Below are 19171 nucleotides of genomic sequence, written 5' to 3' on the forward strand. Positions count from 1 at the left end.
CTGTTCATCATGAACAACGCCATCGGCCTCATCACGCCGCCGGTGGGCACCGTGCTCAACGTGGTGGCCGGCGTGGGCCGCATGAAGATGGACGCCGTCACCCGCGGCGTCCTGCCCTTCATGGCCGCTCAGTTCGCCGTCATGTTCCTGCTCGTGTTCTTCCCTTCGCTCGTGCTCGTGCCGCTGCGCTGGCTGTCGCAATGACCCGGCGCTTTCCCGCTTTCCATTCCAACCGAGGAGACAAACCATGAAGACCTGGACCCGCGCACTCGCTCTGGGCCTGGCCGCGCTGATGCCCCTGGGCGCCGCGCTCGCCGCCGACATCAAGGAACGCAGCATCAAGTTCGCCTTCCAGAACCAGAAGGGCCATCCGCAGGCCGAAGGCGCCCAGAAATTCGCCGACCTCGTGGCGCAGAAGTCCGGCAACAAGATCAGCGTCAAGCTCTTCCCGGGCGGCACGCTGGGCGGCGACGTGCAGACCATCTCGGCCCTGCAAGGCGGCACCATCGAGATGACGGTGCTCAACGCCGGCATCCTGACCTCGCACGTCAAGGAATTCGCGGTGTTCGACCTGCCCTTCCTGTTCGCCAATGCGCAGGAGGTCGATGCGGTGACCGACGGCCCGGTCGGCACCAGCCTGCTGGCCAAGCTTGCCGAGAAGAACCTGGTCGGCCTGGGCTACTGGGACCTCGGTTTTCGCAACCTCACCAACAGCAAGCGGCCCATCACCAAGGTCGAGGACATCGCCGGCCTCAAGATCCGCGTGATCCAGTCGCCGATCTACGTCGACATGTTCAATGCGCTGGGCGCAACCGCAACGCCCATGCCCTTCCCCGAGCTCTACCCGGCGCTCGAGCAGAAGGCGGTGGACGGGCAGGAGAACCCGTTCACCCTGATCCGCACCTCGAAGTTCTATGAAGTGCAGAAGCACCTGGCGGTGACCCGCCACGTCTACAACCCGCAGGCGCTGCTGGTGAGCAAGAAGCTGTGGGACTCGATGAGCGCCGACGAGCGGAAGATCCTCACCGAGGCCGCTGCCGAAGCCACCAAGTTCCAGCGCCAGCTGTCGCGCGGCCAGGCCGACGACGCCCTGGCCGATCTCAAGAAGGCCGGCATGCAGGTCACCGAGTTCTCGCCCGAGGAACTGCAGCGCATGCGCAACGCGGTCAAGCCGGTGGTCCACAAGTACAGCGCCCAGATCGGCGACGCCACGGTGAAGGAGGTGTTTGCCGAGATCGCCAAGGTGCGCGGCGGCAAGTGAGCCGCCGGCACATATGAACGGACACACGCCAGCATGAACGCCCCCTCGTCCCTGGCTGCAGCGGTGCGCCAGCCCCTCGCCGAACGCAAGATCCTCGTCGGCCTCATCGGCGCCGGTATCCAGCGTTCGCTGACGCCGCTGATGCACGAGGAAGAAGCGCGCCAGCAGGGCCTGCGGCTGCACTACCAGCTCATCGACCTCGACCGCACCGGCGCCACGGCAGGCGACCTGCCCGGGCTCGTCCGCGCGGCCCGCACCATGGGCTTTGCCGGGCTCAACATCACCTATCCGTGCAAGCAGGCGGTCATCCCGCTGCTCGACGAGCTGTCGGACGATGCCCGGGCCATGGGCGCGGTGAACACCGTGGTGTGCAGGGACGGCCGGCTGGTGGGGCACAACACCGACTGGTCGGGCTGGGGCGAGGCGTTCCGGCGCGCTCTGCCGCAGGCGGACCTGTCCCGCGTGGTGCTGCTGGGTGCCGGCGGCGCCGGCGCCGCGGTGGCGCATGCCGCGGTGCGGCTGGGCACGCAGCGGCTCATGGTGGTCGACCGCGAGCCGGAGCGGGCGCGTGCGCTGGCCGACAGCCTCAACGCGCTGTACGAGGGCAGCCACGTCGAGGCCCGAGACGATGTCGCCGCAGCGCTGGAAGGCGCCACGGGCCTGATCCATGCCACCCCCACCGGCATGGACAAGCTGCCCGGCCTGCCGCTGGCCGCCGAGCTGCTGCACCCGGGCCTGTGGGTGGCCGAGATCGTCTACTTCCCCATCGAGACCGCACTGCTGAAGGCGGCCCGCGCGCGCGGCTGCGCCACGGTCGACGGCGGCGGCATGGCGGTGTTCCAGGCGGTCGGCGCCTTCCGCCTGTTCACCGGCCTGGAGCCCGACGCAGCCCGCATGGAGATCCATTTCCGGCGCCTGCTGCGCGAGCGCGAGGCGGCCCCCCACCACGTCTGACAGGACGACCCATGCGCCGCTCCATCGCCACCGTTTCTCTCAGCGGCATGCTGCGCGAAAAGCTCGAGGCCATTGCCGCCGCACGCTTCGACGGCGTGGAGATCTTCGAGAACGACCTGCTGCAGTTCAGCGGCACGCCGCGCGACGTGCGCTCCATCGCCGCCGACCTGGGCCTTTCGATCGACCTGTTCCAGCCCTTTCGCGACTTCGAAGGCGTGAGCGACACCCAGTTGCGCCGCAACCTCGACCGCGCCGAGCGCAAGTTCGACCTGATGCAGGAGCTGGGCGCGCCGCTGCTGCTGGTGTGCTCGAACGTGCAGCCCGAGGTGGACGCGGACCTCGACCGCACCGCAGACCAGCTGCGCCAGCTCGCCGAGCGCGCCGCGCGGCGCGGCCTGCGCATCGGCTTCGAGGCGCTGGCCTGGGGCACGCGCACCTCGCACTACGCCCAGGCCTGGAACATCGTGCAGCGCGCCGACCACCCGCACCTGGGCCTCATCCTCGACAGCTTCCACGCGCTGGCGCTGCGCGACGACCCGGCGCCCATTGCGCAGATCCCCGGCGAGCGCATCTTCTTCGTGCAGCTGGCCGATGCGCCCTGGGTCCGCACCGACGTGCTGTCGCACAGCCGGCACTACCGCTGTTTCCCCGGCCAGGGCGAATTCGACGTGGCCGGCTTCACCCGGGCGGTGCTCGATGCCGGCTACACCGGCCCGCTGTCGCTGGAGATCTTCAACGACGAGTTCCGCGCCGCGCCGGCGCGGCCCACCGCGGGCGATGCGATGCGCTCGCTGCTGTGGCTGGAGGAGCAGGTGCGTGCGCGGCCCAGCCACGTGGCCAACGGCAGCCGGCGCGTCGCGCTGTTCGACCCGCCCCCGCCGCCGCAGCTCACCGGCTGGTCCTTCGTCGAGTTCGCCGTGGACGGCACCACCGGCGAGCGGCTGCGCAGCTTCCTCGAGACGCTCGGCTTCGAGCGCATCGGCCACCACCGTTCGAAGGAGGTCGACCTGTTCGGCCAGGGCGAGGTCCGGGTCGTGCTCAACCGCGAGGACGACTCCTTCGCCCGCAACTACTTCGAGCAGCACGGCCCCTCGGCCTGCGCCATCGCGCTGTCCACCGACGACGCGCTGGCCGCGCTGTCGCGTGCCGAGGCGCTGGGCGCGAGCCGCGTGGCCGGCAAGCTGGGGCCCAACGAGCTCAGCATCCCGGCGGTGCGCGCCCCCGACGGCAGCCTCGTCTACTTCTTCGACCTGCACCACGGCGGCCGTCATGGCTTCGAGGCCGACTTCACGCTGCTGCGCGAGCCCAGCGGCAGCGCGCCGCTCGGCCAGGCCGCGCACATCGACCACATCTCGCAGGTGGTGCCGGTGGGCCACGTCGACGGCTGGGTGCTGTTCTATCGCGCGGTGCTCGGCCTGCAGCCGGCGCCCAGCGTGCTGATGCACGACCCCTACGGCGTGATCCGCAGCCGTGCGGTGGAGTCGCCCGACCGCGCGGTGCGCTACTCGCTCAACGTCTCGGACCGCGACAACACCGCGGTGGCGCGTTCGCTGCACAGCTTCTCGGGCGCCGGCGTGCACCACATCTCGATCGAGGTGGACGACCTCGTCGCCACCGCGCGGGCGCTGCGCTCGCGCGGTGCACCGCTGCTGCCGGTGCCGGCCAACTACTACGACGACCTCGCCGCCAGGTACGACCTCGACGCCGGACTGCTCGACCAGCTGCACGGCCTGAACCTGTTCTACGACCGCAACGCCAGCGGCGGCGAATTCCTGCACCTGTACACCACGCCGTTCGAGGACCGCTTCTTCTTCGAATTCATCGAGCGGCGCGGCGGGTACGACCAGTACGGCGCGGTGAATGCGCCGGTGCGGCTGGCGGCGCTGGCCGAGTGGCGGGCGCGCCGCGCTGCCAGCACCGGCTGACGAAGGCTGATGCTGCGCCAATGAAAAGGCCCGGGCTCGCCCGGGCTTCGGCCTTGCATCAGCGCAAGCTCACTGGACCTTCGGCAGGGCCGGGATGGCCTGGCCGCAGTCGCCCTTCAGCGGCAGGTTGCGGCACACGTACTGGCCGGCGCTGTTCTCGGTGGCGGCACCCGCCGGAGCCGGCTGGTGCACCCGCTGCTTCCAGATCTGCCAGATCATGAAACCGTCGTTCGACCGGCCCTTGTTGCGCACGTAGTTCACCAGCGTCTCGACGTTGTAGTAGGGCGTCGCGATGTTGTTCTGGCCGGTGAGCATGTCGGCGTCGTAGACCGCGCCGTTGGCCGGGATCTTCAGCACCGCGCCGCCCGAGCCTTCGGGGGCGATCTCCAGGCCCACGTTGATCGGGCCGGGGAAGATGGCCCGGTAGGACTCGTAGCCTTCGCGCGGGTCGTAGTACTCGCCGCCGTCATACGACATCAGGTTCACATGGCTGAGCTTGCTCGCCTGCGTCTTGACCGCGGTGTACATGACGCCGCCGAACGGCGACCCCCACTGCACCTTGCCTTCCTCGAACGGCGTGCCCTTCACGTAGTAGGCGCCGGTGGACCAGCCGGCCACCGAGATGCCGAGGCTGGCGCCGCGTGCGCGGATCTCGTTGTGCAGGCTGCCGATGATCCCGACGATCTGCGGGTCGGTGTTGCAGCTGAAGGCGGCGGCCTCGGCCTTGTTGCAGGTCGAGCCATGGGCTTCCCAGTCGACGTCGATGCCCGAGGCCCCCAGGTCGAGGGCGAGGTCCACCACCCGCGGCGCATTGAAGCCGGCCCATTCGCTGCCCTGGCTGTAGGCCCAGCCGCCGATCGACACCCACACCTGCGTGCCGCGCGCCTTCAGCGCCGCCACGTTGTTGCGCAGGTCCTGCGCCTGCTGGGGCGTGAACACCCGCTGGCCATTGGGCGTGGCCGCGCCCTCGGCGAACTCGAAGCCGGCCACCAGCTGGTCGAAGGCGTAGCTGCCCTTCGTGTAGGTGGTGTTGGGCTTGGCGAAGGCCAGGTTCACATGGGTGAAGTAGTTCGGGATGTTGGCCGGGGTGAGGTCGTGGATGCTGGTGTTCCAGGTGCCGGCATACCCGACGTACATGCGCGAGCCCGGCGCCGGGGTGGGTGTGGGAGACGGCGTGGGCGTCGGAGAAGGCGTCGGCGTGGGCGACGGGGTGGGCGTGGGTGCGCCGCAGTCGTTGACCCTGGTCCAGGGCTGGCCGCTGCCGGCGGGGCCGTTGTGGGTGGCCGGGTTCTGGCCCTGCGTCCACCAGTTGGCCTTGTAGTTCACGCCGGACACGCTGGCGAGCGCGCCGCCACCGTAGGCGGCGGTGGCGCTCCAGGCCGGGCTGCAGCCGGGGGCGGGGGTCGGCGCAGGCGTGGGGCTCGGGCTCGGGCTCGGGCTCGGGCTCGGGGTCGGGGTCGGGGTCGGGGTCGGGCTCGGGGTCGGGCTCGGGGTCGGGGTCGGGGTTGGCGTGGGGCCTGGGATGGGAGCGGGCGTGGGGGTGGGCGCCGGCGTCGGGCCGCTGGCCGGGCCCAGGTCGAGCCACAGGCTCGCCACCGTGGGGTTCCAGCCGGTGGCGGCATGGTCGACCTGGTCGACCCGCGCCTGATAGTTGCGGCCGTTGTAGGTCACCAGGGTGCCGGCGGCATAGAAGGTATCGGGCTTCCAGGCGGGGTAGGTGGCGGCGTAGAGGGAGGTGGCCGCCACCGCGGCCCAGAGGCCACCGAGCACGCGCAGCCGCAGGCCACGCGCGGTGAGTTGAAGGGACATGTCTGACCTCGGAAAAGCGTTTGGAACCGGCAGGGTTCTGTCGGGCTTCTCGCCGGGACAGCATGGCGAGTGGCTGGACTATAGCCACTTCAATACCAATGACATACCAATATGAGGATACTCCCCGACGGGCGGCGCGAATCTGGTATGCGAGCGGAATGCGTCAGGCCTTCGGCCGGGTGGGCGGCAGCGGGATGCGTTCGGTCTCGCCCGGCACCCGGCCCATGCGGTCGGCGTCCCAGTCGGCCGCCGCCTGCGCCAGCCTCTCCTTGCGGCTGGACACGAAGTTCCAGTACATGAACCGGTGGCCCACCGGCGAGCCGCCGATGAGGACCACACGCGCGCCCTGGGGTGCCGCGAGCAGCGGCTCGCTGCCGGGCTCCAGCACCGCCATGGTGGTGGGCTCCACCGTCTCGCCTTGCAGGACCACTGCCCGGTCCACGCCGTAGATCGCCCGCTCCTGGGCGGCGGCGGGCAGCACCAGCGAGGCGCCGGGCGCCAGGCGGATGTCGAGGTAGAGCGTGGGCGACAGCGTGGCCACCGGCGAACGCAGGCCGAAGGCTTCACCGATCAGCACCCGCACCGCGGCGCCGTCGCGCTCGAGCTGCGGAATGTCCTCGGCCGCGGTGTGCGCGAAGCCCGGTTCGGCCTCCTCGTGTTCTGCGGGCAGCGCGGCCCACAGCTGCAGGCCGTGGATGGAGCGGGTGCGCCCGCGTTGGTCGTCCGGGGTGCGCTCCGAATGCACGATGCCGCGGCCGGAGGTCATCCAGTTGATCGCGCCGGGCTCGATGCGCTGCACCACGCCGGTGGAGTCGCGGTGCACCTGTGCGCCTTCGAACAGGTAGGTCACGGTGGCCAGGCCGATGTGCGGGTGCGGCCGCACGTCGTGGTCGTCGGCCGGCCCGGCGGTGATGGGACCGAAGTGGTCGAAGAAGATGAACGGCCCGACCGCCTGGCGCGCCATCGCGGGCAGCGTGCGGCGGACGAGGAAGCCGCCGCCGAGGTCCTTGGTGTGGGGGCGCAGCAGTTGCAGGGGCATCGCAGTCTCTTTCGTGGGGCTGTGGCGCCCGAGGGTACTGCGGCCCCGACCCCGGCGCCTAAAATCCCCGCCTTTCCCCTCCAGACCTTTCCGAAAGCCCGCCATGAGCCTCAAATGCGGCATCGTGGGCCTGCCGAACGTCGGCAAGTCCACCCTGTTCAACGCCCTCACCAAGGCCGGCATCGCCGCCGAGAACTACCCGTTCTGCACCATCGAGCCCAACGTGGGCATCGTCGAACTGCCGGATCCGCGCCTGGCCAGGCTGTCGGAGATCGTGAAGCCCGAGCGCATCGTGCCGGCCATCGTCGAGTTCGTGGACATCGCCGGCCTGGTGGCCGGCGCCTCCAAGGGCGAAGGGCTGGGCAACCAGTTCCTGGCGCACATCCGCGAGACGGACGCGATCGTGAACGTGGTGCGCTGCTTCGACGACGAGAACGTCATCCACGTGGCGGGCAAGGTGGATCCGATCGCCGACATCGAGGTGATCCAGACCGAGCTCTGCCTGGCCGACCTCGCCACGGTGGAAAAGAGCCTGGTGCGCTACACCAAGGTGGCCAAGGCCGGCAACGACAAGGAAGCGCAGCGGCTGGTGGCGGTGCTCGACAAGTGCCAGGCCGCGCTCAACGAGGCGAGGCCGGTGCGCAGCATCGACTTCAGCAAGGAGGAGCAGGCGGTGCTGAAGCCGCTGTGCCTCATCACCGCCAAGCCGGCGATGTTCGTCGGCAACGTCGACGAGCACGGCTTCGAGAACAACCCCTACCTCGAGCGCCTGAAGGAATACGCCGCGAAGCAGAACGCACCGGTGGTGGCCATCTGCGCCAAGACCGAGGCTGACCTGGCCGACATGAGCGACGAGGACAAGGAGCTGTTCCTGGCAGAGATGGGCCAGACCGAGCCGGGCCTGAACCGCCTGATCCGCGCCGCCTTCAAGCTGCTGGGGCTGCAGACCTACTTCACCGCGGGCGTGAAGGAGGTGCGCGCCTGGACCATCCACATCGGCGACACCGCGCCGCAGGCGGCGGGCGTCATCCACACCGATTTCGAGCGCGGCTTCATCCGCGCACAGACCATCGCCTACGACGACTTCATCGCCTACAAGGGCGAGCAGGGCGCGAAGGACGCCGGGAAGATGCGCGCCGAAGGCAAGGAATACGTCGTGAAGGATGGCGACGTCATGAACTTCCTCTTCAACGTGTAAGCTGACGATCGAATCAGTTCGGTGAACTGTTCAGCACGGGAGCAAGGCTCGATGCGGTTGTCGGATGACGAATTGGAGGCGCTGGCGAACGACCTGGAGTCCGATCGGGCCGAACGAAAGGAGTCGTTCCGAGGAGACTCCCCTGAGAAGGTACGGCAGGCGGTCTGTGCCCTTGCAAACGACCTGCCGGGGCATCATCGGTCAGGCATCGTGTTCATCGGACTGAAGGATGATGGCTCACCTTCAGGCGTGCAAATCACCGATGAGTTGTTGCGGTCGCTAGCCGACATCCGGACCGACGGGGCCATACAACCGATGCCGAGCATGTCGGTGGAGAAGAGACAGGTCAGAGGACGGGAGGTGGCCGTCATCACCGTGCTGCCGGCCGATGCTCCGCCGGTGCGCTACAAAGGTCGCACCTACATCCGTACGGGTCCACGCCGCGACATCGCCAACGCTCAGGACGAACGCATCCTGAATGAGCGCCGGCGGCACCGCAACCTGCCCTTCGACCTTCAGCCGATCGCGTTCGCAACGCTGGCCGACCTCAGTCGAGCCACTTTTGAGTCTGAGTACCTCGCAGGCGCCTTCGCCCCGGACGTTCTCGAGGCGAACCACCGCAGCTACGAAGAACGCCTGAGTGCCTGCCGCATGATCGAGTCGGTCGAGAACCCGGTGCCAACCGTGCTTGGCAATCTAGTAGTCGGTACTCGTCCGCGTGATCTCGTCCCTTGCGCCTACATCCAGTTTCTTCGTTTGGATGGGCCAGAGCTCGACGCTCCTATCGTTGACGAAGCGGCCGTAGACGGCCGGCTCGGTGAAGTGCTCAGCCGTATTGACGACAAGATCAAGGCTCACATAACGACGGCAATCGATATCCGTGCAGCGGACGTAGAAAAGCGACGCGCCCACTACCCTTTGGTGGCACTTCAGCAGTTGATCCGCAATGCGATCATGCATCGCAGCTATGAAGCCACACACGCGCCGGTCCGATTCACGTGGTTTTCAGATCGGATCGAAATCATCAATCCTGGCGGCCCCTATGGGATCGTGACCCAGGCGAACTTCGGGCAGCCCGGACTGACCGACTATCGAAACCCGCATCTGGCTGAGGCAATGAAAGTGCTCGGCTATGTGCAGCGCTTTGGTGTGGGCATCGCCACCGCCAGGCGGCTTCTAGCAGACAACGGTAATCCGCCGCCCGAGTTCGATCCTCGCGACACCCACGTGCTCGTGACCGTACGAAAGGCAACATGACGGTACCTGTCCTCACCTTCTTCAACAACAAGGGCGGTGTGGGCAAGACCTCGCTCGTCTACCACCTCTCATGGATGTTTGCTGAGCTCGGATGGAAGATCCTGGCTGTCGACCTTGACCCCCAAGCCAACCTGACCGCAGCCTTTCTCGACGAGGACGCATTGGCGGGCCTTTGGGACGACAAGGCCGGGGAATCCACCATCTTCAGGAGCGTCAAGCCACTGCTGGATGTCGGCGACTTCGCGCCAGTCAACCTGCAAAGGATCCACCACTCGCTTGCACTCATTCCAGGCGACCTTGGCTTGTCAGGGTTCGAGGACGAACTCTCGGGCACTTGGACCGACGCGCTGGGCGACAAGAACAAGGCACGCCCGTTCCGGATCCTGACTGCCTTCTGGCGGTCAGCGCAAGAAGCTGCCAACCGGTTCGATGCGGACCTTATTGTCTTTGACGTCGGCCCTAACCTGGGCGCGATCAACCGAGCCGCCCTGCTCGGCAGCAACCACGTTGTGGTGCCGCTAGGCGCCGACCTGTTCTCGCTGCAGGGGCTGCGGAACCTTGGTCCAACGTTGCGCGATTGGCGCGCTGGCTGGGATAGGCGGCGCGCGGGTTGGCCGGCGCCGGAATTCGCCTTGCCGGCCGGGGACATGCACCCGATTGGCTACATCGCCATGCGTCACGGTGTGCGGCTGACTCGCCCTGTGAAGGCCTATACACGCTGGCTCGATCAGATTCCTGGCGAGTTCAGGCGAAGTGTGCTTGGGCAGAAGGCAGAAGGAGTGCCTGCCATCGAAACAGATGAGCACTGCCTAGCGATGCTCAAGAACTACAACAGCCTCATGCCCCTCGCTCAAGAAGCACGCAAGCCGATCTTCTCGCTGCGGTCTGCCGACGGCGCAATTGGCTCGCACGCCAACGCGGTAAGCAACGCATATTCCGACTTCAAGGCACTGGCTGAGCGCATCGCTCAACTGATCAGTCTTCCTACGGTGCTTTTCTGACGTGAACGTTCATCCCACCCCCCTGTGCACCGGCGGCCCGGCGCTGTCGCCCGTCGTGGCCGGCGCCTGGCGGCTCGACAGCTGGGGCTGGAGCCGCGAGGAGCGGCTGCGCTGGATCGAGCAGTGCGTCGAACTCGGCATCACCAGCTTCGACCATGCGGCGGTCTACGGCAGCTACACCGCCGAGGGGCTGTTCGGCGAAGCGCTCGCGCTGGCGCCCGGCCTGCGCAACAGGCTGCAGCTGATCAGCAAGTGCGGCATCCAGCTGGTGTCGCCGCAGCGGCCCGGCACCCGGCTGCAGCACTACGACACTTCGGCGGCGCACATCGTGGCCTCCGCCGAGAACTCGCTGCGCGAGCTGCGCACCGACCATCTCGACCTGCTGCTGGTCCACAGGCCGGACGCGCTGCTGGATGCCGACGAAGTGGCCGAGGCCTTCGAGCGGCTGCGCAGCGCCGGCAAGGTACGGCATTTCGGCGTTTCCAACTTCACGCCGCCGCAGTTCGCGCTGCTCGACTCGCGGGTGGCGCTGGCCACCAACCAGATCGAGCTGTCGCCGCTGGCGCTGGACGCGCTGCACGACGGCACGCTCGACCAAGCCCAGCAGCTGGGCCGCCGGCCCATGATCTGGTCGCCGGTGGCGGGCGGGCGCCTGTTCACCGGCGACGACGAGCGATCGCGCCGCGTGCGCAACGCGCTCACCGGCATCGCCGAACGCCTGGGCGTGCTGCCGGCCACCGTAGCCTATGCATGGCTGTTCCGCCTGCCCAGCCGGCCGGTGCCGGTGGTGGGCTCGCGCCGCATCGACGCCCTGCGCGAAGCCTGGGCCGCGCAGGACGTGCAGCTCGACGCGCAGACCTGGTACGAGATCTGGACGGCCTCGACCGGGCACAACGTACCCTGAGGTAACGCCGGCTGGCTACGATGCCGCCTCACCCGAGGAGGAGGCATCGCCATGACCAAGAACCGCCCCGTGCGCTGGGGCCTGATCGGCGCCGCGCGCATTGCCGAGCGTGCCCTGGTGCCGGCGTTTCGCCGCAACGGCAGCCATATCGTCGCGGTGGGCTGCCGCGACCCGCAGCGCGGCACGGCTTTCGCGCAGCGCCTGGACATCGCCGAGGCGCAGACCTACGAGGCCGTGGTGGCGCGGCCCGACATCGACGCGGTCTACATCGGCTTGCACAACGGCGGCCACCTGCCATGGACGCTGGCGGCGCTGGCCGCCGGCAAGCACGTGCTGTGCGAGAAGCCGCTCGGTCTCGACGCGGGCGAGGTGCGGCAGATGCAGGCGGCCGAGCGCGCCGCGGGCAGACTGGTCTGCGAAGCCTTCATGTACCGCTTCCATCCGCAGGCCGAGCGGCTGCGCGCCCTGGTGGCCGGCGGCGCAGTGGGCACCCCGCGGCTGCTGCGCGGCAGCTTCGGCGCGCCGCTCGCCGACCCCGCCGACTGCCGCTTCGACCCAGCCATCGGCGGTGGCGCGCTGTACGACGTGGGTTGCTACCCGCTGAACCTGATGCGGCTGGTCATGGGCCGCGAACCCGAGGCGCTGGCCTTCACCGCGCAGTGCACCGACCGCGGCGTGGACCATGCCGGCCATGCGGTGCTGCGTTTCGCCGGCGACGGCCCGGCCGAGGCGCTGGCCCACCTGGACTGCGGCTTCAGCCTGGCCTTCGAAACCAGCTTCGAGGTGCTGGGCAGCGAGGGCGTGGCCCGGCTCGACCAGCCCTTCGTCTGCCGCGACGTCGAGACACGGCTGCACTGGCGCAATGCCGGCGGCGAGCACGTCGAGCGTTTCGAGCCCTGCGACCCCTATGCCCTGATGGTGCGGCACTTCGAGGGCGCCATGCGCGGCGAGCACCCGCTGCGCTGGGGGCTCGACGACGCGCTGCGGCAGGCCCTGCTGATCGACGCGCTCCTTGCGCTGCGCTGACTGCACCCCGGCCGCGGATCGGTGCAGGCCCCTGGCCGCGGCCGCCGGGGCTGGTTCATACTCGCGCACACGTTGCCGCCGGGGACGCCCCGTGCGCCGGCGGACCACCCCATGACCCGCAGCACGACGCCCACCCTCCTTGCGCAGTTGCTGATCACCTTCGTTGCCTATGCCGCGACCGGCTTCGCCGCGCTGGCCCTGGCAATACCCCCGAGCTATGCATCGCCGCTGTATCCGTCGGCCGGCATCGGCCTGGCGTTCCTGCTGGCCTGGGGCAATCGCATGGCGGTGGGCGTGGGGCTGGGCGCCTTCGCGATCAACTTCTGGCTGAGCTACGACCGCAGTGCAGCCGGCAGCAGCGTCTGGCTGCTGCCGACGGTCATTGCGGCGGGCGCCGCGCTGCAGGCCTGGGTCGGCGCGGCGTTGGCGCGGCGCCATGTCGCATGGCCGCTGCGGCTCGAAGCGCCGGCCGACATCGCCCGCTTCCTGCTGCTGGTCGGCCCGCTCGCCTGCCTGGTGAGCTCGAGCATCGCCGTCACCGCGCTGTGGTGGTCCGGCACGCTGGGCGTCGAGCATCTCGCGCTCACCTGGGGCACCTGGTGGGGCGGCGACACGCTGGGCGTGCTGATCGGCGCGCCGATCCTGCTCACGCTCATCGGCCGCCCGCGCGAGGACTGGGCGCCGCGGCGCACGACGGTGGGCCTGCCGCTGGCGGCGGTGACGGCCCTGCTGGCCATGGCCATCCTGCAGGTGAGCCGCTGGGATTCGCAGCGCCTGGAGGCGAACTTCCAGCGCGACGCCGGCAACATCACCAACACGGTGACGCTGCGCATGCAGTCACACCTCGACGCCCTGGACGCCGCGCACGGGCTGTACTTCGCTTCCGAAGACGTGACGCGCGAGGAGTTCGCACGTTTCGCGCAGCCTTGGCTGGCCAAGCTGCCCAGCATGCAGGCCATCGGCTTCCACCAGCATGTGCTGCGCGAGGACCTGCCCGCGTTCGAGGCGCGGGTGCGCGCCGAGGGCAGGGCCAGCTACCGGGTATTCGACCGACCGAACAGCACGCCACCCACCGGCAGCGAAGTGTTCGCGATGCGCTACATCGAACCGGCGCGGGGCAACATCGACGCGCTCGGCGTCAACGTGCTCAGCATCCCGGCCGCCCGGGTGGCCATCGAGGCCACCCGCCGTCTCGACAGGTCGGTCGCCACTGCGGCGTTCCGCCTCACCCAGGACGCCAGCACCGACCAGGCGGGCGTGGTGGTGTACCGCGCGATCTACAGAGGCTCGCCCACCACGCCCCAGCAGCGCGAGGCGGCGGCCATCGGGCTGGTGTTCGTGACGCTGCGCATGGACGATGCCCTGCGCTCGCTGATGCAGGGCGCCCCGGCTTATCTCAACGTCTGCCTGCTCGACGACGACCCCGCCGCGCCGCGCCGGCGCCTGGCCGGCCCGCCCGACTGCGAGCGCGCGACGCCGGGCTCCGAAGCGCTGCGCAAGGAGGCGCGCCTGCCGTTCGCCGAGCGGCAGTGGACGCTGCGGGTGACCGCCGACCCGGGCGCCGCGACCGACCCGGGCGTCTGGAACGCATGGCTGTTCTCCATCGTCGGGCTGTTCGCGACCTCCATGCTCGGCGCGCTGCTGCTCACGATGACCGGGCATACGCGACGCGTCGAAGGTGCGGTGCGCGACCGCACCGCCCGGCTCGAGTCGGAGATGCGCGAACGCCAGGTCACCGAGGCGGCTTTGCGCGAAAGCGAGCAGCGCTTCCGCAGCATCTTCAACTCGGTGCCCATCGGCGTGGTCTACACCGACCTGCAGGGCCGGGTGCGCCAGCCCAACGCCGCCTACTGCCGGCTCACCGGCTACAGCCATGAAGAGCTGGTGCAGATGGCGGTGCCGCAGTTCACCCACCCGGACGATCACGTCGCCGACACCGAGTTCTTCGGGCGCCTCGTGCGTGGCGAGATCCCGATGTACAAGCGCCACAAGCGCTATGTCACGAAGGACGGCCGCACGGTGTGGGTCAACGTGTCGGTGGCGCTGCTGCGCGATGCCGAGGGCACGCCGCATCGCACCGTCGGCGTGGTGGAAGACATCACCGAGCACCTGCGGCTGCGCGAAGCCGAGCAGGCCCGCGAGGCGGCCGAGGCATCCAACCGCGCCAAGAGCGACTTCCTGTCGCGCATGAGCCATGAGCTGCGCACGCCGCTGAATGCGATGCTGGGCTTCGCCCAGCTCATGAACATGGACGAACGCACGCCGCTGTCGCAGCGGCAGCAGCAGTGGGTGAGCCAGATCCAGCGCGCCGGCTGGCACCTGCTCGAAATGATCAACGACGTGCTGGACCTGTCGCGCATCGAGGCCGGCACGGTGAAGCTGCTGATCGAGCCGCTCGACGTGGCCGAGATCGTGCGCGCTTCGGTCGCGCTGGTGGAGGCCGAGGCGGCCAAGCGAGGGCTGCGCATCGAAGTGGCGCCGGCGTCGCCGCCCGGTGCACTGCTGGCGGTCAACGGCGACGCCACGCGGGTCAAGCAGATTCTCACCAACCTGCTGTCGAACGCGGTCAAGTACAACCGCGAAGGCGGTGGCCTGCGGCTGGCCTGCCGTGCCGTGTCCGACGGCAGTGTCGAAGTCGAGGTCAGCGACACCGGCCTGGGCATGAGCGAGGCTCAGCTGGCCGATTTGTTCCAGCCCTTCAACCGGCTGGGCCGCGAGCGCTCCGGCCAGGAAGGCACCGGCATCGGGCTGGTCATCTCCAAGCGCCTGGCCGAGCTGATGGGCGGCACCCTGCGGGCGCGCAGCGTGGAGGGCGAAGGCTCGACCTTCGTGCTGACGCTGCCGCGTGCGCTCGACCCCGACACCCTGCCCTCGGGGCTCGACGAGATCGCCAGTACCGGCGACCCCGGCTACCACCGCCGCCGCGTCTGCTACATCGAGGACAACGAGACCAATGCCGAGGTGATGCGCGGCATCCTGCAGCAGCGCCCGCAGGTCGAGCTGGAGATCTCGCCGACCGGGCTGGACGGCCTGGCACGTGTGAAGCAGCGCCGGCCCGACCTGGTGCTGCTGGACATGCACCTGCCCGACATCGACGGCCTGGAGCTCCTGCGCCACCTGCAGTCCGATCCGCAGACCGCCAGCGTGCCGGTGGTGGTGGTGTCGGCCGACGCTCTGGCCGGGCAGATCGAAGAGGCGCTGAAGGCCGGCGCCCGGCGCTACCTCACCAAGCCGGTCAGCGTGAACGAGCTGCTCACCGTGGTCGACGAGGTCCTCGAACAGCAGGACACGATGTTCGGGTAGGCCCGGCGCCACCTTGGCAGTCGCGCCCTGCGCTGCCACACTCGCTGCCTTTCGTGTTCCGACCCCGACCATGAAACTTCGCCATGGCGCCCACAAGGCGCTGACCGCCAGCCTGACCCTGGCCGCCCTGCTGGCCGCCGCCTCCGTGCCGGCCGCCGGCGCCGAACCGGCCCGCAACACCCAGGCGCCGAAGTCCGCCGCCGCGCGGCTCCACGCCCTGTTCGACGCGGACTGGCAGTGGACCCTGCGCACCTTTCCCGAACTGGCCACCCGGGTGGGCGACCATCGCTACGACGACCGCCTGACCGACGAGTCGCCTGCCGCGCTGGATGCTCAGGACCGTCACGCGCGCGAGGTGCTGGCCCGGCTCAAGGCCATCCCGCGCGAGTCGCTGCCGGCCGAGGACCGCGTGTCCTACGACGTCTTCCGCCACCGCGCCGAAAGCGCCGTCGAAGGCCAGCGCTTCCCGCAGCTGCGCTGGATGGCCCTCACCGCGATGGAAGGGCTGCACATCGACCTTCCGCAGACCGTGCAGGACATGCCGCTGCGCACCGAGCGCGACGTGCGCAACCTGCTGGCCCGCCTGCGGCTGTATCCGTCGCGGGTGGACCAGACCCTGGTGCTGCTGCGCCGGGGGCTCGATTCCGGCTGGGTCACCTTCCGCGCCTCGATGGAACGGGTGGTGCCGCAGATCGAAGGCCAGCTGGCGGACGACCCGCGCAAGAGCCCGCTGTTCGAGCCCTTCACCCGGCTGCCGGCCGACCTGCCCGCCGCCCGCCGCGCCGAACTCGCGGCCGCCGCGGAACAGGTGCTGCGCGAGCACACCCTGCCGGCGCTGCGCCGCCTGCGGCAGTTCGTCGTCGACGACTACCTGCCCAAGGCGCCCGCCAACGGCGCCCTGAGCGCCTACCCGGGCGGCCGCGAGCTGTATGCGTACTTGGTGCGCCAGCAGACCACCACCGAGCTGTCTGCGCAGGCCATACACGACCTCGGCCTGAAGGAAGTGGCCCGCCTGCGCGGCGAAATGGAAGCGCTGATGCACCGCACCGGCTTTGCCGGCAGCTTCGAGCAGTTCGTGCAGTTCCTCAACACCGACCCGCGCTTCTTCCACAAGGACGCCGCGGCGCTGCTGGCCGGCTACCGCGACATCGCAAAGCGTGTCGACCCGGAGCTGCCCAAGCTGTTTGCCGAGCTGCCACGCCAGCCGTACGGCATCCGGCCCATGCCGGCCTACCAGGGCGAGGGCCAGGCCGAGTACTACTCGGGCGGTGCCGCCGACGGCTCGCGCGCCGGCTGGTTCAACGCCAACGTGCTGGCGCTGGCCAACCGGCCGATCTGGGAAATGGAAGCACTGTTCCTGCACGAGGCCGTGCCCGGACATCACCTGCAGTCGGCCCGCGCCCAGGAGCAGACGCGCCTGCCCCACTTCCGCCGCAACGACTGGTACGTGGCCTATGGCGAAGGCTGGGCCCTGTATGCCGAGTCGCTCGGCGAGGCGCTCGGGCTTTACACCGACCCGTACAGCAAGTACGGCCAGCTGCGCATGGAGATCTGGCGCGCCGCGCGCCTGGTGGTGGACACCGGCATCCATGCGCTGGGCTGGAGCCGCGCCCAGGCCATCGACTGGATGGTCGAACGCACCGGCATCTCGCGGGAGGACGTCGAGCCCGAGATCGACCGCTATTACGTGATGCCCGCGCAGGCGCTCGGCTACAAGATCGGCCAGCTCAAGCTGGTGGCGCTGCGCGACCAGGCCCGGCAGGCCCTGGGCGAGGCCTTCGACATCCGACGCTTCCACATGGCGGTGCTCGACCAGGGCGCCGTGCCGCTGCCGGTGCTGCAACGCCAGGTAGGTGAATGGATCGCCCGCGAGCGGGCCGCGTCCGTCGCACGTGACCATGCCGCCCCGGGGCGGCAGCGCCAGGCGCGCTGAAACGTCCGGTCACGGGCGGTTGCTACACTCGGCCCGCATATGAACTGGCTCGACGCCATCGCCTGGGACAGCAACGGCCTGGTCCCCGTGATTGCCCAGGAACAGGGCAGCAACGACGTGTTGATGTTCGCGTGGATGAACCGCGAGGCATTGGCACGCACGGCCGAACTCGGCCAGGCCGTGTACTGGAGCCGCTCGCGCCAGCGGCTGTGGCACAAGGGCGAGGAATCCGGGCACATCCAGCAGGTGCACGAGATCCGCATCGACTGCGACAACGACGTGGTACTGCTGAAGGTCACCCAGCTGGGCCACGCCCCCGGCATCGCCTGCCACACCGGGAGGCATTCTTGCTTCTTCCAGCTCTACAGGGACGGCGCCTGGCACACCGTCGAGCCGGTGTTGAAAGACCCGGAGCGCATCTACAAATGAGCCCTTCCAGCAGCAACGACACGCTGGCCCGCCTGGCCGAGATCATCGAATCGCGCAAGGGCGGCGATCCGGACAAGAGCTATGTCGCGCGCCTGTTCAGCAAGGGCACCGACGCCATCCTGAAGAAGGTGGGCGAAGAAGCCACCGAGACCGTGATGGCCGCCAAGGACGGCGATGCCCGCAAGATCGTCTACGAGGTGGCCGACCTGTGGTTCCACTCGATGATCGCGCTGGCCCAGTTCGGGCTCAAGCCGGCCGACGTGCTGGCCGAGCTGGAGCGGCGCGAGGGCCTGTCGGGCCTGGAGGAATTCGCTTTGAGGAAGGCGCAAGCCAGAGAGGAAGGACAGCCATGACCGATTTCACGAATCCCGTCTCCGCTCCTGCCGCTGCAGGCGATGTCAGCCCTGAAAAGCTGGCGAGCCTCAAGCAGCTGACGATGATCGTCTACGTGCTGTATGCCTTGTCCGCCTTCATCGGCGTGACCGGCATCGCGGCGATCCTCATCAACTACATCAAGCGCGACGACACGCGCGGCACGATCTACGAAAGCCACTTCACCTGGCAGATCCGCACCTTCTGGTGGAGCCTGCTGTGGGCGGTGATCGGTTTCGTGACCATGATCGTGGGCGTCGGCTTCTTCGTGCTGCTGGCCGACGCCATCTGGGTGATCTACCGCATCGTCAAGGGCTTCCTGAACTGGAACGACAACAAGCCGATGGACATCAAATGAGCGCCAAGTTCGACCCCACCTGCCTGTTCTGCAAGATCGCGGCCGGGCAGATCCCCAGCGCCAAGGTCCACGAGGACGACGAGCTGGTCGTCTTCAAGGACATCCATCCCGCCGCACCGGTGCACCTGCTGATCGTGCCGAAGAAGCACATCGCCAGCCTCGAGACCGCGGAGCCGGAAGACACCGCGCTGCTGGGCCGCATGCTGGCGCTGGCACCGCAGCTGGCGCACGACCAGGGCGCGTCCAACGGCTTCCGGGTCGTCATCAACACCGGGCCCGACGGGGGGCAAGAGGTGTACCACCTGCACGTCCACGTGATGGGCGGGCCGCGGCCCTGGAGCCGCATGGGTTGAACTCGACCCCTTCCAGGCCGACCTAAAATTCAACGAACCGTCGTTAGGA

General features: G+C 68.9%; 17 protein-coding genes. 15 read left to right on the forward strand and 2 right to left on the reverse strand.

Translation table 11 applies throughout. The annotated features are described in order from the left end of the window. The 4 genes from E8D38_RS22010 to E8D38_RS22025 form a co-directional block, all read left to right on the forward strand. Positions 1-204: TRAP transporter large permease subunit (locus E8D38_RS22010; RefSeq protein ID WP_140635640.1), on the forward strand; the 204-nt coding region annotated here is incomplete at its 5' end. Positions 205-247: 43 nt separating this feature from the next. After that, complete coding sequence (locus E8D38_RS22015) at positions 248-1261, forward strand: TRAP transporter substrate-binding protein (protein WP_140635642.1); 1014 nt, start codon at positions 248-250, stop codon at positions 1259-1261. Between the two features lie 33 nt (positions 1262-1294). Further along, positions 1295-2215: a shikimate dehydrogenase gene (locus E8D38_RS22020; RefSeq protein ID WP_140635644.1), complete on the forward strand. Its 921-nt coding sequence runs from the start codon at positions 1295-1297 to the stop codon at positions 2213-2215. A gap of 11 nt (positions 2216-2226) precedes the next feature. Next, positions 2227-4140: a bifunctional sugar phosphate isomerase/epimerase/4-hydroxyphenylpyruvate dioxygenase family protein gene (locus E8D38_RS22025; RefSeq protein ID WP_140635646.1), complete on the forward strand. Its 1914-nt coding sequence runs from the start codon at positions 2227-2229 to the stop codon at positions 4138-4140. 69 nt (positions 4141-4209) lie between these two features. Here the strand turns inward: E8D38_RS22025 and E8D38_RS22030 are convergent, their stop codons facing one another. Beyond that, on the reverse strand, positions 4210-5949 hold the full coding sequence (locus tag E8D38_RS22030; protein WP_140635648.1) for a carbohydrate-binding protein: 1740 nt from the start codon (positions 5947-5949) through the stop codon (positions 4210-4212). A 163-nt stretch (positions 5950-6112) separates the two neighbouring features. Next, complete coding sequence (locus E8D38_RS22035; RefSeq protein ID WP_140635650.1) at positions 6113-6988, reverse strand: pirin family protein; 876 nt, start codon at positions 6986-6988, stop codon at positions 6113-6115. Positions 6989-7091: 103 nt separating this feature from the next. Between E8D38_RS22035 and ychF the strand changes: the two genes are divergently transcribed. The 11 genes from ychF to E8D38_RS22090 all read left to right on the forward strand — a co-directional run bounded on the left by ychF (position 7092) and on the right by E8D38_RS22090 (position 19122). Next, positions 7092-8186, forward strand: a complete 1095-nt coding sequence (ychF, locus tag E8D38_RS22040) for a redox-regulated ATPase YchF (protein ID WP_140635652.1) — start codon at positions 7092-7094, stop codon at positions 8184-8186. Between the two features lie 21 nt (positions 8187-8207). Then, positions 8208-9443, forward strand: coding sequence for an ATP-binding protein (locus E8D38_RS22045; RefSeq protein ID WP_246099606.1), 1236 nt, complete (start codon positions 8208-8210; stop codon positions 9441-9443). After that, entirely contained in the window at positions 9440-10444 is a 1005-nt protein-coding gene (locus tag E8D38_RS22050) for a ParA family protein (protein WP_140635654.1), read from the forward strand. The genes E8D38_RS22045 and E8D38_RS22050 overlap by 4 nt, the downstream gene beginning before the upstream one ends. Position 10445: 1 nt before the next feature. Continuing rightward, positions 10446-11348, forward strand: coding sequence for an aldo/keto reductase (locus tag E8D38_RS22055; protein WP_219851828.1), 903 nt, complete (start codon positions 10446-10448; stop codon positions 11346-11348). A gap of 51 nt (positions 11349-11399) precedes the next feature. Further along, positions 11400-12374, forward strand: coding sequence for a Gfo/Idh/MocA family protein (locus tag E8D38_RS22060; protein ID WP_140635656.1), 975 nt, complete (start codon positions 11400-11402; stop codon positions 12372-12374). A 111-nt stretch (positions 12375-12485) separates the two neighbouring features. Beyond that, a complete protein-coding gene (locus E8D38_RS22065) occupies positions 12486-15677 on the forward strand; it encodes a CHASE domain-containing protein (protein ID WP_140635658.1) in 3192 nt (1063 codons plus the stop codon). Positions 15678-15747: 70 nt separating this feature from the next. Next, positions 15748-17610 (forward strand): DUF885 domain-containing protein, encoded by a 1863-nt coding sequence (locus E8D38_RS22070; RefSeq protein ID WP_140635660.1) that lies wholly within the window; start codon positions 15748-15750, stop codon positions 17608-17610. A gap of 39 nt (positions 17611-17649) precedes the next feature. Continuing rightward, positions 17650-18039, forward strand: a complete 390-nt coding sequence (gene hisI / locus E8D38_RS22075) for a phosphoribosyl-AMP cyclohydrolase (RefSeq protein ID WP_140635662.1) — start codon at positions 17650-17652, stop codon at positions 18037-18039. Beyond that, positions 18036-18392, forward strand: coding sequence for a phosphoribosyl-ATP diphosphatase (locus E8D38_RS22080; RefSeq protein ID WP_140635664.1), 357 nt, complete (start codon positions 18036-18038; stop codon positions 18390-18392). The genes hisI and E8D38_RS22080 overlap by 4 nt, the downstream gene beginning before the upstream one ends. Next, positions 18389-18769 carry a DUF4870 family protein gene (locus E8D38_RS22085; RefSeq protein WP_181179332.1) on the forward strand — a complete coding sequence of 127 codons (381 nt, stop codon included), beginning with the start codon at positions 18389-18391 and terminating at the stop codon, positions 18767-18769. The genes E8D38_RS22080 and E8D38_RS22085 overlap by 4 nt, the downstream gene beginning before the upstream one ends. After that, positions 18766-19122, forward strand: coding sequence for a histidine triad nucleotide-binding protein (locus E8D38_RS22090; RefSeq protein WP_140635666.1), 357 nt, complete (start codon positions 18766-18768; stop codon positions 19120-19122). The genes E8D38_RS22085 and E8D38_RS22090 overlap by 4 nt, the downstream gene beginning before the upstream one ends. Positions 19123-19171: the final 49 nt, after the last annotated feature.

The organism is Methylibium rhizosphaerae (assembly GCF_006386545.1).
GTDB classification, from domain to species: domain Bacteria; phylum Pseudomonadota; class Gammaproteobacteria; order Burkholderiales; family Burkholderiaceae_C; genus Pseudorivibacter; species Pseudorivibacter rhizosphaerae.